Annotated in this window: 9 protein-coding genes and 4 tRNA genes; 11 read left to right on the forward strand and 2 right to left on the reverse strand. The window is 39.6% G+C overall.

Annotation, left to right across the window (positions count from 1 at the left end; genetic code table 11):
* Nucleotides 1–204: 204 nt before the first annotated feature.
* The 6 genes from KO530_RS18530 (at nt 205) to KO530_RS18555 (ending at nt 1829) form a co-directional block, all read left to right on the forward strand.
* Entirely contained in the window at nt 205–864 is a 660-nt protein-coding gene (locus KO530_RS18530; RefSeq protein ID WP_216049952.1) for a hypothetical protein, read from the forward strand.
* Nucleotides 865–899: 35 nt separating this feature from the next.
* A complete protein-coding gene (locus tag KO530_RS18535; protein WP_216049953.1) occupies nt 900–1160 on the forward strand; it encodes a DUF5062 family protein in 261 nt (86 codons plus the stop codon).
* Nucleotides 1161–1348: 188 nt separating this feature from the next.
* Nucleotides 1349–1425: transfer RNA gene (locus KO530_RS18540), tRNA-Pro, on the forward strand.
* Between the two features lie 26 nt (nt 1426–1451).
* Nucleotides 1452–1528 (forward strand) — tRNA-Arg (locus KO530_RS18545).
* Between the two features lie 137 nt (nt 1529–1665).
* Nucleotides 1666–1741: transfer RNA gene (locus KO530_RS18550), tRNA-His, on the forward strand.
* Between the two features lie 3 nt (nt 1742–1744).
* A tRNA-Leu gene (locus KO530_RS18555) sits at nt 1745–1829 on the forward strand.
* A 131-nt stretch (nt 1830–1960) separates the two neighbouring features.
* Here KO530_RS18555 and KO530_RS18560 read toward each other — a convergent pair.
* Complete coding sequence (locus KO530_RS18560) at nt 1961–2803, reverse strand: type II secretion system protein N (RefSeq protein ID WP_216049954.1); 843 nt, start codon at nt 2801–2803, stop codon at nt 1961–1963.
* A gap of 390 nt (nt 2804–3193) precedes the next feature.
* Between KO530_RS18560 and KO530_RS18565 the strand changes: the two genes are divergently transcribed.
* Nucleotides 3194–5248: a S8 family peptidase gene (locus KO530_RS18565; RefSeq protein ID WP_216049955.1), complete on the forward strand. Its 2055-nt coding sequence runs from the start codon at nt 3194–3196 to the stop codon at nt 5246–5248.
* A gap of 146 nt (nt 5249–5394) precedes the next feature.
* Nucleotides 5395–8676 (forward strand): ligand-binding sensor domain-containing diguanylate cyclase, encoded by a 3282-nt coding sequence (locus KO530_RS18570; RefSeq protein WP_216049956.1) that lies wholly within the window; start codon nt 5395–5397, stop codon nt 8674–8676.
* 123 nt (nt 8677–8799) lie between these two features.
* On the opposite strand, the gene KO530_RS18575 is transcribed toward KO530_RS18570, so the two are convergent.
* Entirely contained in the window at nt 8800–11733 is a 2934-nt protein-coding gene (locus tag KO530_RS18575; RefSeq protein ID WP_216049957.1) for a sigma 54-interacting transcriptional regulator, read from the reverse strand.
* Nucleotides 11734–12178: 445 nt separating this feature from the next.
* On the opposite strand from KO530_RS18575, the gene tig reads away from it, so the two are divergent.
* The 3 genes from tig to clpX all read left to right on the forward strand — a co-directional run bounded on the left by tig (nt 12179) and on the right by clpX (nt 15582).
* Nucleotides 12179–13489, forward strand: a complete 1311-nt coding sequence (gene tig, locus KO530_RS18580; protein WP_216049958.1) for a trigger factor — start codon at nt 12179–12181, stop codon at nt 13487–13489.
* 90 nt (nt 13490–13579) lie between these two features.
* Nucleotides 13580–14209: an ATP-dependent Clp endopeptidase proteolytic subunit ClpP gene (clpP, locus tag KO530_RS18585; RefSeq protein ID WP_216049959.1), complete on the forward strand. Its 630-nt coding sequence runs from the start codon at nt 13580–13582 to the stop codon at nt 14207–14209.
* A 95-nt stretch (nt 14210–14304) separates the two neighbouring features.
* Nucleotides 14305–15582, forward strand: coding sequence for an ATP-dependent protease ATP-binding subunit ClpX (clpX, locus tag KO530_RS18590; protein WP_216049960.1), 1278 nt, complete (start codon nt 14305–14307; stop codon nt 15580–15582).
* Nucleotides 15583–15842 lie beyond the last annotated feature (260 nt).

Below are 15842 nucleotides of genomic sequence, written 5' to 3' on the forward strand. Positions count from 1 at the left end.
TTAGCTTTTAAATCTTCAGTTGCGCTTATTGTCCCATAACCATGGCAAGCCAAGCAATCGTGAGTTGATATTAATTATGCTTAGATGTTAGGTGCAAATTAATTGATGCTACGGATTAGCAGGAATTGCAATTGAACTGACGTATAATCCCAATATGTTTATCTGAAATGGTTTAGATAAGCGACATTATAAAGGAAAAGACTCTTGCAACTCTCTGGCGTAGAAATTTTTGGCTACTGTGCATCGGCGTTAATTGCGTTTTCATTAACGCGAGATTCAATTGTACGACTCCGTTGGTACAATCTATTTGGAGCCTCATCATTTTGTATTTACGGAATTATTATCGGCGCTTCTCCGGTGGCTTTTCTAAATGGTTTTATTGCTATTACTAACGTTGTTTATTTACGCAAAATGTTAATGCAAGCCGAGCAGCATTTTTCTGTATTAGAGGTGAGTATGCCTTCGAATTATGTGGATTTTTTCCTTGATTATCATCGCCAGGATATTGAATTCCACTTTCCTCGTTTTTTCAAAAAAATGCAACAAAAGGACCGTCGATTTTATTTTATGATGGAAAATACTGAAGTGGCAGGATTGCTTTCTGGATACCCTGATGAAAACAATAATTTTATTGTTGATTTTGATTTTGTAATCCCTGCTTATCGAGATTGTCGCATTGGACACTTCGTGTTGGGGCAAGGCCAACGATTAAAAAAACAATTTGGTTATGGGAATGTATTTGCCAAAGCAGACAGCTTGAAACATGAAAACTATTTAGTTCAGCTGGGTTTTTCCCCAGAGAAGAATGGTATATGGTTTTATCCTGAATCAAAGCACAGCGCTGAAGTAGACAAAACAAAATAAGCGTATAGTAGCGTTTTCTGGCTTAAGGAATTATTTTGAAGAAAATCAAAAATGAACAACAATTGTTGAAAATGGCAATTAGCGTAGGGGAAACCTATGCAAAAAACCGTGGATATGATGGTTTTAGTGAAACCATGGGACAAAAGGAAAAAGTGGAAATTATTTATCGTCTATTAGTAAACGATAAACTTATTGCGTCTTTAGGTGGAGATTCTGAAGATTTGTTGAGTATGAAGCACAGGTTAGCTATTTGGATAAAAAATAAATTGCCCGCTGATCATGCGTTATTAAAATAAATTTTTGGTTTTTATGCTGACCTGTACGAATTATTAATAATATGCATCAAAAAAAGACTGTTTTATAAACTATTTGCTCCATAATTAAGCAGTTAGAAAAAATCTATAAAAAAGTATTTGACGAGATTGGGGCAAGTGGGTAATATGCGCCCCCTCGAAGCGATGAGGTTTTTATCGCAACGATTGTTCGGTGAGTAGCGCAGCTTGGTAGCGCACTTGGTTTGGGTCCAAGGGGTCGCAGGTTCGAATCCTGTCTCACCGACCATTTTTTTGCTTGTTCAGATTCGTAGAGCGTCCGTAGCTCAGCTGGATAGAGCACCCGCCTTCTAAGCGGGTGGTCGCAGGTTCGAATCCTGCCGGACGCGCCAGCGGAACGGTTGGATATGAATTTGATATCTAGTGTTACTTCTCGATAATGTATATTTAATGAGAGTGACAGATGAATACGGATATATAATTATCTGGTAAGTAAAAAAGATTTAGTGTAGAAAAGAGTAACACAGTGGTGGACGTAGCTCAGTTGGTAGAGCCCCGGATTGTGATTCCGGTGGTCGTGGGTTCAAACCCCATCGTCCACCCCACTTGCGGAAGTGGTGGAATTGGTAGACACGCTGGATTTAGGTTCCAGTGCTTCACGGCGTGAGAGTTCAAGTCTCTCCTTCCGCACCATATTTAGAAGATCCCTTCTCAATATCTCAGTTATATAATAACCGTTAAACTGCCTTATTTTCCTTCTGTCCTTTTTCTTAATTTTCTTTGTGTCTATTTAACGATAAGCATCCTTGCCTATTTTCGTTTTTCTAAATTTTCTGAATACTTAGGTTTTCTGAAGGAATATCTAAATATAAACTAATCACTTGACCACCACGTAATACGCTAAACACCAATGTTTGAGCGGTGGGCAGTAATGTTTGAACGGCCTCTAGTCCCTCTTCTGTGGTGATATCGTTACCATTTATTTTTTGTAAAATATCACCTTGTTTGAAATTTGCACTTTTATACAGTTTTGGATTCATGCCTGGAGACACGTTAAAACCTGCCGATAAGTCATTTTGGTCAAACGGTGAAATATGAATAATATGCTCTAATAATTTAGGTCGATTGCCAATTGATTTTGCAATGTCATCATCATTGGAATTTTGATCATAACCATTTGATGAGTTTGAATTGGTATTAGTGTTCCCCTTGTCTTCATCGCTCGAAGCGGTTCCTCTAAGCAATAAAACCTGTCGTTGACCTTCATTTAACAATATAACCCTATCGTTCCTTATTTCTTGAATAACCGCATTGGTGTATGCAATTTGGTCATCAATAAAGTAAGTGCGAATTTGTAAACGTGATTGAATGGTTGCTGAGGCTTCAGTATCCACATCACTGGCTACCACCCCTATTAATGAAATATCTAATGGGCTTGGCGGTATACCTTCCAAATCTATTTCTTGTTCCTCAGGCTGTAAATGTTGTGGATGCTGTTGTTGTTGCATACCGATATCGCCGGTCTCATTCAGTAACTCTTTTTTGACTTCCTCTGACAGCTCAATTGGCTCATGAGCAGGAGGTGCAAACATGACATAACACAATACTGCTATTGCGATGAAAAGGATGGCTAGAATTATTTTGCTATTGCTATTGCTATTGCTCATGCAGAGAACTCGGGAGTATATTTGTATTAATGTTAGGTGCAGGATAACCATCACTAGCTTGCTTCTCAATGCCTATTTCAGGGGGACACCCTAATAACGGTTATAAATACATCTTAAAGAAGGCTTTTGTTACTTTGTCTAACAAATACTAAAGGCAAGTAACGCAAATTTTAAGGTAATTTAATTGGACTCGCATTTATGACTTAAATTATGAATAAGTGGTTCTTATTTTTGTTCAGTATTTAAGTTTGTGTTTCATATTTTAAGTTTTGTTTTTGATAAATTATATTAAATCAATTAAAACAATGGGTTATACTTATTTTTAAATCTGGCATGGTGTGTGCATTGATATCTGTAGAGATTAAAATTTATCCGAAGTGGAGTGGTAAAATGAGTTTTTTTACAGATAAGAAAACATTGTTAGTTGGAGCGTTATCACTAATTGGCAGTGTTTCAGCAGTGATGCTGACAACTCAAGCCAATAGTAGCAGTGTTCCTTTTTTTACCGAATCGGGCAGTACCCCGCAAATGGTTATTAAACAGAACGTCGCAAAAGAACAATCCTATATATTACAGGGGTTAGGTCGCGATGCTCTAGTTTCTGCAGTAGAGCGCGTTGGTGGTGCGGTGGCTCGTGAATTCCCTATTATCAACGCCATAAGCGCATATTTGTCTGTTTCTCAGGCTGATGAACTAGCCAATATATCTGGTTTGCACGTTACCGCAGATAGAAACGTAATGACCATGGGAAGTGATAATGGGAAGTCGGAAAGTGCTCCAGGCCAACTTAAAAAATTCGCCATCGATAACAATATCGCCACTCAAACTCAGGCAGATTTGTTGCATGAAAAGGGGATTACTGGACGAGGTGTGACAGTAGCTGTTTTAGACAGCGGTACATTGATGGGCGGAAGCCAAGGTAAATATTTGCTACAAAACCAGTACGAGACTTCACGTGCTTTTTATAAGTATAACGCGATCAAAAGTAAAAAGACGCGCACTTTGAATGATGACCAAAACGGCCATGGTAGTCACGTGACCGGGATAATTGCCAGCAGTTTAAAAAGTGAAGATGGTAAGTTTAACGGCATGGCGCCAGACGTATATTTGTTATCTGTTAAAGCCTTTGATGCTTCAGGCAATGGCAGCTATACGGATGTGTTAGACGGCTTAAACTATATCTATCAAAACCGTAATCGCTATCGTATACGTGTGCTAAATTTGTCGTTAGGGGCTAGTGTGCAATCTAACTATTGGAGCGATCCAATTAACCAAGCTGTGATGCGTTTATGGGATGCTGGTATTGTAGTGGTGACTTCAGTAGGTAACACTGGCTCAGATTATGCCACAGTGTCAGTTCCAGGTAACAATCCGTATATTATTACCGTTGGTGCAGCGACAGACAGTTATACTCCCAGCGATGCAAGCGATGATCGTATGACAACGTTCTCGTCTAAGGGACCTTCAGTAGAGGGCTTTGTTAAACCTGAAATCGTAGCATTTGGTGGGCATATCAGCTCTAAAATGAACAAAAATTTACTGAAAAACAAAAACTTCGTAGAATCTGAGACCGGTGAAGATTACCACATGATATCTGGTACTTCTCAGGCAGCTGCAGTGGTTACAGGTACGGTTGCCTTAATGTTGCAGCACAATCCTTACTTAAGCCCTGATGATGTAAAGTGTCGTTTGATTGATTCAGCGTCAGCTATGACAGATCCATCTACAGGTGAAGCTTATGGTCCTTTCACACAAGGTGCAGGTCTAATCAATGCCTATGCGGCTGTTACAAGCACTGCTTCAGGTTGTGCCAATGTAGGCTTAGATCTTACAGCTGATTTGAACGGTGTTGCTCACTTTAAGGGGCCGGCACGAGTGACTGAACAAGGTCAACTGTTGTTAGCACTAGGTAATGGTGAATTCGTAGCTGAAGGTTCAATCTGGGATGGTACGACAACGATTGAAGGCTCTATCTGGGATGGACTTACTGCAATTGAAGGTTCAATTTGGGATGGGACCACTGCACTTCAAGGTTCAATTTGGGATGGTTCAACGACTATTGAAGGTTCAATCTGGGATGGTACTACTGCCCTGCAAGGCTCGATTTGGGATGGTTCTACTATACTTGAAGGTTCAATCTGGGATGGATTCTCAGTATTAGAAGGTTCAATTTGGGATGGCACTACCGCCCTTGAAGGTTCACTTTGGGATGGTTTGTCTAGTCTTGAAGGTTCAATCTGGGATGGTTCTACTGCCCTTGAAGGTTCGATTTGGGATGGTTTATCGTCTATCCAAGGATCAATTTGGGATGCCTTAACTTCAATCGAAGGTTCAGTATGGGATGGAAATACATCAATCGAAACTGTTAACCAAGCATTGTTAGACGAATCTGTAGCGAATGATGAACAACAATCAAATCAGCTATTGGAAATTGAAATAGACTAATTAATTCTACATTGCGTAATAGCAAGCTGCATTCCATGAATGCAGCTTGCTTGTTTCAGAATAAAAGAGTTATCAATTTTGGTTGAACATGTGGTAATCGGCTACTAAGATGCTCATGCTTTCAACGATTAGGACAAAATAAATAGATGAAGTCATTGATGCTAGTTAAAAACCTAAAATTACAAATAATGCTTATTTTAATTGTATTGTTTAGCGCTTTTAACGCGATAGCAGATAATGAAAATATTAAGTTTCAACGTATTACCCTAGACCAAGGGTTGTCCCAAGAAAATATATTAACCGCCTTTCAGGACTCTGAAGGATACATGTGGTTTGGCACGCAAGAAGGCCTGAACCGATATGATGGTTATCAATTCAAAGTATTCACTTACAGTTCCAGAAATAAAGACTCGTTAAGTTCTGATTGGGTCTATTCGATTATAGAGCCGCAAAAAAATGTCTTATGGATAGGCACACGCAATGGCGTTAATGTGTTTGATAAAAGCTCGCAAACCTTCAAACATTACCGATATCAAGCCGCAGACAAAGGTAGTATAAATTCAGACACTGTGCGAGTACTGTTTAACTCATCACAAAATCAAATTTGGATTGGCACTGACAACGGATTGAATATATATAATCCAGCCACTGATGATTTCACTAATGTAGCCCTTAGCGCTGACGAAACAAAGCGTATTTCAGTGCAAAGTATCAGCGAAGACCAGCAAGGCAATTTGTGGGTCTCAGCCCTAGGTTTAGGCGTAATCAAACTCGACGCCAATTCCCATCAGGTTTTAGTGGACGCTGCGGAAATGGACCTAGTTACGGGGGGGCAAACTAATCAAGTAAAGACAATTATGGTTGATAGTCAACACAGGCTTTGGCTAGGCAGTGATAAAGGTGCAACTGTTATTACTTTGCCCAAAGAAGCGAATGATGATTACAGAGTTTGGTTACCTGAGCCCCTAGTTGACCAGAAAATCAGCCATATATATCAAGATCGCAATAATAAAATTTGGTTAGCTACCTCTGACGGTCTTTTTCGATTGGAAAGCGATAGTGAATCGTTTTTACATATCAAACCTGAAAAACAAAACCCTTATAGCCTTTCAGATAGCAAGTTAACTTACTTATTCCAAGATCGCGGTAATGTGTTTTGGGTAGGAAGTATTAAGGGGTTGAACAAGTGGAATACGGCTACCTCTAACTTTGACCACATTCGGGAAGCGGTAGACAAATCAAAAAGCCTTAGCGGTAGTTACATCAATACTTTTTTTGACGGCAAAGAAAATCAAATCTGGATAGGCTCGATTGGTGGATTGGATTTGTTAAATGTTGAAACTGGCATTATTCAACATTTAGTTGCGGATGAAAATGACGATAATTCGTTACGCAGTAACACTGTGATGTCACTTTACTCTGAAAATGGTGATGAGCTTTACATTGGCTATCAAGACCAAGGTATGAGTAAACTCGATACTCGCACGATGACCTTCACTCATTACCCTGCGGATAAAAACAATCCTAACGCTTTATCAGCACCGGGGGTTACCTCAATTGAACCTGCTGGCAATAACAAATTATGGATTACTACCTTTGGTGGTGGTTTGAATTTGTTTGACATAAAAACTCAAAAATTCATGCGTTATTTATCGGATGAAACAGATCTACAAACCTTAGGTAGCAATAAGTTATTGACCGTTCATAAAGCCAAGAATGGCCTACTTTGGATAGGCACTTGGGGAGCTGGATTAAATATTTTCAATCCTACTACGGGCACCGCTATGCGAATTCCGAATAAGGTTGATGATCCAAAATCTTTGGGCAGCCTAGAAGTTTGGACGATTTACGAAGATTCCCAAGAAAATATGTGGATTGGCACCAGAGGAGCTGGTGTGGCGAAACTTTCTGCTGAGAATCGTAAACTCGGCATATTTGAATTTGAACGGATTTCTCGTTACGAAGGCCTACCAAGTAGCAGTGTTTTCGGTATTCTTGAAGATGAAGCTGGATTCTTATGGTTGAGCACAAACCGTGGTATAAGCAAGTTAAATCCAAAGACCTCTGAGCTCCTAAACTATGATAGTTCCCACGGATTACAGGGGAATGAGTTTAACAATGGCGCTTACTACCGGTCGAAAAGTGGTAAACTCTATTTTGGTGGAACCAATGGAGCGACTTCGTTTTATCCATCAAAAATAGCGCCAAACCAACATGTTCCGCCGGTTGTTTTGACCAAATTCCAAAAGTTAAATGAAGTGTTTGTTTTAGACTCATCAGGTCAACGAAGCAATCACATTCAAATTTCCCATAAAGACTATTTAATTGCCTTTGAATTTGCCGGTTTAGATTTCGCCTCACCAAACAATAATCGTTATTTGTACAAGTTAGAAGGTTTTGATAACAATTGGATAGAAGCCGGAGATATTCGAAAAGCCACCTATACTAACCTGCCGGCTGGAAATTACTTATTTAGAGTTAAGGCGTCCAACAATGATGGTATTTGGAATGAACAGGGCGCTGATGTTGCATTAACCGTGTTACCCGCACCTTGGTATTCATGGTGGGCCTATACGATTTATATCCTTATCGCCGTTGCAATAGGTTATTGGGTTTATCGTTCGTATGTTAACAAGTTGGAAAAAGAAGCGAATTATCGCCATGAACTTGAGTTAGAAGTGAAAAGTCGAACTGTCGAATTGCGTGAAGCCAATGAACAATTGCTTAACGCCAGTGTCACTGATCAACTAACTGGGTTACATAATCGACGTTATCTAAACAGCATTGTTGAACAACAATGCGCAAGTGTTTTTCGTGACTTTGAACAATCACTTAGTGCTGGAAAGTTCACCGCTGACGATGGTCCAAGATTGTTTTTCCTGATGTTTGATTTAGACGGGTTCAAACCGATCAACGATACCTATGGTCATGATGCTGGAGACAAAGTGATTTGTCAGGTAAGTGATTTGTTGAAAGCGGTATGTCGTAAGTCAGATACGGTGATACGCTGGGGTGGGGATGAGTTTTTAATAATGGGACGAGTTGAAGAAGTGAAGGAAATTGAGCTTCTCGCAGAGCGTTTGCGTAGCAAAATTGCCGGCTACGGCTTTGATATTGATCTTAAACAAAAGATGCATTTATCTTGCTCCATCGGATACAGCATGTACCCGTTCTCACATCATTACCCAGACTCCTTGAGTTGGGAACAAGTGCATCTGTTAGCCGATAATGCTTTGTACAAATCCAAAGAGGCGGGGCGCAACCAGTGGACAGGTATCTTGCAGTCTAAAGAAATGCCGCCGATGGGGATTATGAATACATTGACGCAAAACATAGATAACGTGATTGATGAAGGTTATGTCCGAATTAGGCAGGCTAATATCAGTAGTGATTCCAAAGTCTTAGATATTAAATTAAGACGCAGATAATATTTGCTGGGTCTCACCTATATTTTAATACTGCACTAGGGTGATTTGCGGTTTAAATTTAAAATGCCATCGCTTTTGTTAATCTGAAGAATACCTATATGAGTTTGCTTGAGTCAGATTTGTTTAATCAGAGCTCTCTAATTCACGTTTTAGTTTATAAAAGGTTGGTTCGCTAACCCCCAACATTTCAGCAGCTTGGGCCATGCTATAAACTGGCGTGTTTAAAACCGCTTGCAAAACCAACAGCTTTATTTTCGCCACACAATTGTTAACGTGAATGTCTCCTGTGGCAATAGGTAACAAGGCCGCACTAACCTGCTCCCAGTCTGAAGGGCGGTCTAATGATCCTGCATCAATCTCTTTTAGAATTTTCTCTACTTTTCGGCGAGCCGTACTTTGTGATATCGACAACCGCGCGGCGGTTAAGCGCATCTTACGATCGGTTGCGATATAGGTTTTTATGATTAATTCGTCCTCAATCCAAGTGCCGTATGGCGCATTAAAAAATTGAGGGTGTTGACCCGACGTGGCAAGTTGATGTTTAAAAACCGCTAACAGCTCTTCAAAATAGAGCTCTGTGTTTAAACGTCGTGATTGGGCCTCATTATTTGCATGGATAGGTACTGGAGTCTGGGTTGGCATAGCCGTCTCAGGCGCAGATAAGGTATTAGGCAAGTTGCTGCTGGTATGTGAAACCAAACCTGCATTCGGACGCTGCTGAAGCGTCGTAGGGGTAGAATGACCTACACTGGGCATTGCATATTGTTGCCCCTCGTCATGAATATTCAACAATTCCCATTCGATAAGGCTATCTTCACTGAGTAAAGTTGCTTGCATCAAGCGGTTTTCTAACTCACGAATATTACCTGGCCAGGAATACTTCATCATTTTATCTAGAGTGGCGGGGGCTAGGGTTCGTTTTTCGACTTTGAATTGTTCGGCAAATTTCTTTAAAAAATGCGTCGCTAACAGTGCGATATCTTCGACTCTTTCGCGCAAAGGTGGATTGTGTAAAGTTAAAACATTTAAACGGTAATATAAATCTTTACGAAAACGTCCCTGTTCTACTTCTTCGGCTAAGTCTCGATTGGTAACCGCAATAATTTTCACATCGACACTGATGACTTTATTGCCGCCCACGGGGGTGAAATGTTTTTCTTGTACAAAGCGTAATAACTTTGTTTGCATATTCAAAGGCAGTTCACCAATTTCATCTAACACTAGCACGCCACCATTCGCATCCAGCACTTTTCCTGAGGTGGTATTTTGCGCTCCAGTAAATGCACCTTTGACATGACCAAATAATTCAGATTCTATTAATGTTTCAGGAATAGAGCCGCAATCTACAATTACAAATGCCTTGTCTTTGCGGTTGCCCATTTGGTGTAAAGCATTGATTAAACGCTCTTTACCTGTGCCACTTTCACCCGTTACCAAAACGGTTGTATCGGTTAATGCTGCGCGTTTGGCATGGCGCATCAAGTTTTCCATTGCTTGTGAACGATAAATAATACTGCTTACTTGCAGACCTTCTTTTAATTGCGCCAATTCAATTTGAAGTTGTTCATTTTGACTTTCAAGTTTTCGATTTAATTCTTCTTCCAATCGACTTCTGCGCAGTGCTTTGCCTAGTTGACGAGTTAAACCTGATAACAACACTTTGGTGTCATGTTTGACTTCAAATCGTTCGGCATTGCCGCAAATGAAAAAACAATCTTGGGTTTCGATTTCTAAAGGTAAAACCAATAGAAGCGCACTTCCCATATAGCGTTCGGATGGCTTTCTGCTCTCTATCGCTACTTTTTGCATTTGTTTAATTTCAGCTAAAAAAGCGTGGTCCTTATTACTTAAGGAAATCGCGTTATCGTTTGAATCGATTGAATATTTATATTCGGTTTCGTCATTTTCTTGTGTGCTGATGATCCCCGCACAGACAAAGTCAAAGGTTTGAGCTAAACGCTGCACCACACTTTGACAGAGTTGGGAAAAGTCGTATTTGTCTGCAATTAGTGAGGAAATATCCCACAATAACAACATGTTACGATAGTCTGTTACTGTGTCGGCCGTAAATATTCCGCCAAGATAATTAAACTGTTGCTGATACAAATTGAAATCATCTTTATGCCAAGTGATGATTGACGGTTGATTTTCTTGTTGGGCTACTTTTAATGCTTGGTCAGCTCGATTAATTAGCGTATTGGCACTTTCATTTTCACTGCTTGACTGTTCATTATGCTCCACAATTGCAGCACCTAAATCGAATAATAGGTTGATTGCACCCTCTAGATATTGTTTTTGCTGCAAGGAGCGTTGTAATTTTTTAGCTAGGCTAGCAACATCCGTCTGCTCATTGACGGGGAATGCGACGCCAAAAAGTGCCCCGCCAAATCGGCATAAGATGTCACCTTCACGAGTGATATCTTTAAGATTAGTCGCGATTTCTTGTATTACGGTATCGCCAAATTGGTGTCCAAATTTCTTATTGATCTGGTGAAAATCGATACAGTGCAGCATCACTAAACCAATCGAATAGGATTGACTAAGCTTGGCGATTTTACTTTGCAGTACAGGTCTTGGGCACAGGTTCGTGAGAGGGTCAGACAATAAAAATAAGAAATCACTAACTAATTGACTTTGCATTCCGGCGGCTAAGATCAACTGCTCTAACGCAGAAAAGGTATTGTTCGATTGTTCTGAATTATTGCTTGATTGAGTTAACCATGCAGGCAAAGCTTGGTTGAACGTCATTTTTACAAAGTAAGACTGCTCTGCATTAAAAGGGCGAACTGGGGTGCGGCGAGATTTTTCTGGTGGTACTAAGTCGAAATTGGAGTCTTCATTGTTTAAACTGCTAACATCTGAGCTGAAGGAAACCGTGACTTGTATCAGCATTGTTGTTTGGTCTAAGGGCTTGTATTGAACCTTCTTATCTAACGATGTTCGAACTGCTTCTATACCCGTATAAAAGCTAATCTCATCACTTGATAATTGCCCAATAGGTTCAGTTGAACCGGCCGAAATTCGATCAGATTTCCAATCCAGCTGGGGGTGAAACATGCTGATATGTTTCGCACCTGAAATCGTCAATATGCATCTCAACTGATGCAATAGTATATCTTTGGGATTCAAATTAGGCTCAGAGTATAGTCACTTTTTCTTCAAATAATATTCCACATATTAAGCAGTTATGCAATTAACCTAAGCCGGTGAAAAAAACATATCAGCCGACGCTGCTGCTATGGGTTTTTGACTGATATTCTTATTCTATATTGATGGGCTAATTTAAATTAATTTTTACCCTCGACTATGCAGCCCTCAGCCTGTATACTGTCGCGTCTTTTTTAACCGAGGTGGACCAACAAGGTCCGCAATATGCGGCAGTATTGGTATCTAAAATAGCCTGTTGTTTTTACATTAAATAAATACATCAATCTAATACGTTATTTATCAGTTGCTGCGAGTTCGAATTACGCGTTATGTGACGCATAGTTGAGGAATAATAATGCAAGTGTCAGTCGAAACGACTCAAGGCCTAGAACGCCGTTTAACCATATCTGTTCCTGCTGATTCTATTGATTCAGCGGTAAAGTCACGTTTACAGCAGTTGGCTAAAACCCAACGTATTAATGGTTTCCGTCCAGGTAAAGTGCCAGTCACTGTTATTAAAAAACGCTTTGGCCAGGCTGTTCGTCAAGAAGTTGCTGGTGAAGCCATGCAACGTAATTTCTACGAAGCTGTGGTTCAAGAGAAACTGAATCCAGCGGGTATGCCTCGCTTTGAAATGACAAAAGATGTGGATGGCGAAGATTTAGAATTTGTTGCATCTTTTGAAATTTATCCTGAACTAGAAGTTCAAGGTATTGATAAAATCGAGATTGAAAAGCCTGTTGTTGAAATAAACGACAAAGATCTCGACAACATGATGGATACCTTGCGTAAGCAACACGCTGACTGGAAAGAAGTTAAGCGTAAAGCGAAGAAAGATGATCGTGTAACGATTAATTTCGTAGGTACTATTGATGGTGAAGAGTTTGACGGCGGTAAAGCCGAAGACTTCCCACTAGAGCTTGGTAAAGATCGCATGATTCCTGGTTTTGAAAAACCATTAGTTGGCGCGAAGAAAGGTGAAGAAGTTGTTTCTAAAGTGACTTTCCCTGAAGATTACCACGCTGAAAACCTAAAAGGTAAAGAAGCTGAGTTCACTATCTCTGTCACTAAGGTTGAAGGTTTAGAGCTACCTAAAGTAGACGAAGAATTTGCTAAATTATTCGGTATTGAAGATGGCGATATTGAAGCACTTAAAGTTGAAGTTCGTAAGAACATGCAACGTGAACTTGATCAAACCCTTAAAGCTAAATTGAAAGAAGATGTCATCTCTGGATTGCTTGAGCAAAACAGTATTGATGTTCCTAAAGCACTTCTTGATCAAGAGATCGACGCGTTACGCGAGCAAGCGAAGCAACGTTTCCAACAACAATCTGGTGGCAACAGTGCAAATATGCCTGAATTACCAGCTGACTTGTTCGAAGAAAATGCTAAACGTCGCGTTTCAATTGGTCTAATTTTAGGTGAAATCATCAAAATCAATGAAATTAAAGTGGATGATGCAAAAGTTGAGCAGTTAATTGAAACAACTGCTTCTGCTTACGAAGATCCATCTGAAGTCATTGAGTACTACAAAACAAATAATGAATTATTGCAGCAAATTCAAAATGTTGCGCTTGAAGAGCAAGCAGTTGAATTGGTTCTAAGTCAGGCTAAAGTTAAAGAAGTTGACACAGCTTTTGACGATATCATGAACAAACAACAATAATTTAGGCCTTTGGTAATTGACTTCAATAGTCAGCACCTGATTAAATGCTCGGTAATTACCGAGCATTTTCATTTTTGAAGAATTAATTTTATGTTGAATAATCCGATCGATCCACTCAATGCACTTGTCCCCATGGTTGTAGAACAAACTGCAAAGGGTGAGCGCTCTTACGATATCTATTCTAGACTATTGAAAGAGAATGTAATTTTCTTAGTTGGTCAAGTTGAAGATCACATGGCTAACTTAATCGTGGCTCAGATGTTGTTCTTAGAAGCTGAAAACCCTGAGAAAGATATATTTTTATATATTAACTCTCCAGGTGGTTCTGTTACGGCAGGAATGGCCATATATGATACAATGAACTTTATTAAACCTGACGTGAGCACTGTGTGTGTTGGGCAAGCTGCCAGTATGGGCGCATTCTTGTTGTCAGGTGGAGCTAAAGGTAAGCGTTATTGTTTGCCAAACTCTCGAGTGATGATTCATCAGCCTTTGGGCGGATTTCAAGGACAGGCATCTGATTTTGAAATACATGCTAAAGAAATCCTGTCTATTAAAGAGAAGCTAAACCGTTTGATGGCAGAACATACCGGTCAGGATTACGATAAAGTTTCTCAAGATACAGATCGTGACAATTTTTTAAGTGCAGCTGAAGCTAAAGATTACGGTTTAATTGACCAAGTGTTAACTAGTCGAAGTGATGCACTAAAAACCAAATAGTAATTTAAGTAGTATATTGTTTAGCCTGTAACGTCAATATGGGCTTAGAGATAAAGCACAAAACGATATGACGAATTGGAAGGGGCAATTGATAAATGAGTGATAAGCAAAACACAGACGGCGACAACAAGCTATTGTATTGCTCGTTCTGCGGTAAGAGTCAGCACGAAGTGCGCAAACTTATCGCTGGACCTTCAGTGTTCATTTGCGACGAATGTGTCGAACTTTGTAACGATATTATTCGTGAAGAAATTAAAGAGATTTCGCCTAAGAAAAAGCAAGACGCTTTACCTAAACCAAAAGAAATCCATGCCCATCTTGATGAGTATGTGATTGGTCAAGAACACGCTAAAAAAGTATTGTCTGTTGCTGTTTATAATCACTATAAACGACTTAGAAGTGGCGACGTACATAATGGCATTGAATTAAGTAAGAGTAACATTCTACTTATTGGACCTACTGGTAGTGGTAAAACATTGCTTGCAGAAACACTTGCAAGGCTTTTAGACGTGCCATTTACGATGGCCGATGCAACTACATTAACCGAAGCCGGTTATGTGGGTGAAGACGTTGAAAATATTATTCAAAAATTATTGCAAAAATGTGATTATGACGTCGAAAAAGCGCAGCGCGGCATAGTTTACATTGATGAAATAGACAAAATATCTAGGAAGTCTGATAATCCTTCGATTACCCGTGATGTTTCAGGTGAAGGTGTTCAGCAAGCACTATTAAAACTAATTGAAGGTACTATTGCTTCGGTTCCACCTCAAGGTGGCCGTAAACATCCTCAACAAGAGTTTTTGCAAGTTGATACTTCTAAGATCCTATTCATCTGTGGTGGTGCATTTGCTGGCTTGGATAAAGTCATAGAGCAGCGCGCAGCGGTGGGCTCTGGTATTGGTTTTGGTGCAACAGTTAAAAGTAAAGACGATAAAAAAGCATCTAATGAACTATTCAAAAAAGTAGAACCAGAAGACTTGGTGAAATATGGACTGATTCCAGAATTTATAGGTCGTCTGCCCGTTCTTACTAGTTTAGAAGAGTTGAACGAAGAAGCATTAATCCAAATTCTTCAAGAGCCTAAGAATGCGCTAACTAAGCAATACGGTGCATTGTTCGCAATGGAAGATACTGAGTTAGAGTTTCGAGAAGATGCTTTGCATGCTATTGCCAACAAAGCAATGCAGCGAAAAACTGGTGCACGTGGATTGAGATCTATCGTTGAAGGTGTTTTGTTGGAAACAATGTATGATTTACCTTCGATGACAGGCGTAAGTAAAGTGGTTATTGATGAAACAGTCATCAAAGGGGAATCTAAACCCATCCTTATTTACGACAGCGGTACAGATAAAAAAGCCGCCGCAGAATAAACTAGTTAGAAATTTAAAGGCTCTTCGGAGCCTTTATTATTATCTACGCGTTAATTAACTCGATACTCTATCTAAGTCCCCCTAATGCTTAAGCGTAATTCTACCTAATTTAATTTAGGTAAATTAATTCATATTGTTAGTCTATTTAACTTTCTGATTTTCAAAGATAAAAATATAATTTGAATAAGATTTCATAGTATCGTAGTGTTATTTAATTGAACTTTACTGTGTTAACCCCATATACATAAGCATTACCTTTC

This window comes from Aliiglaciecola lipolytica (assembly GCF_018860635.1).
In the GTDB taxonomy this organism is placed as follows: Bacteria; Pseudomonadota; Gammaproteobacteria; order Enterobacterales; family Alteromonadaceae; genus Aliiglaciecola; species Aliiglaciecola lipolytica_A.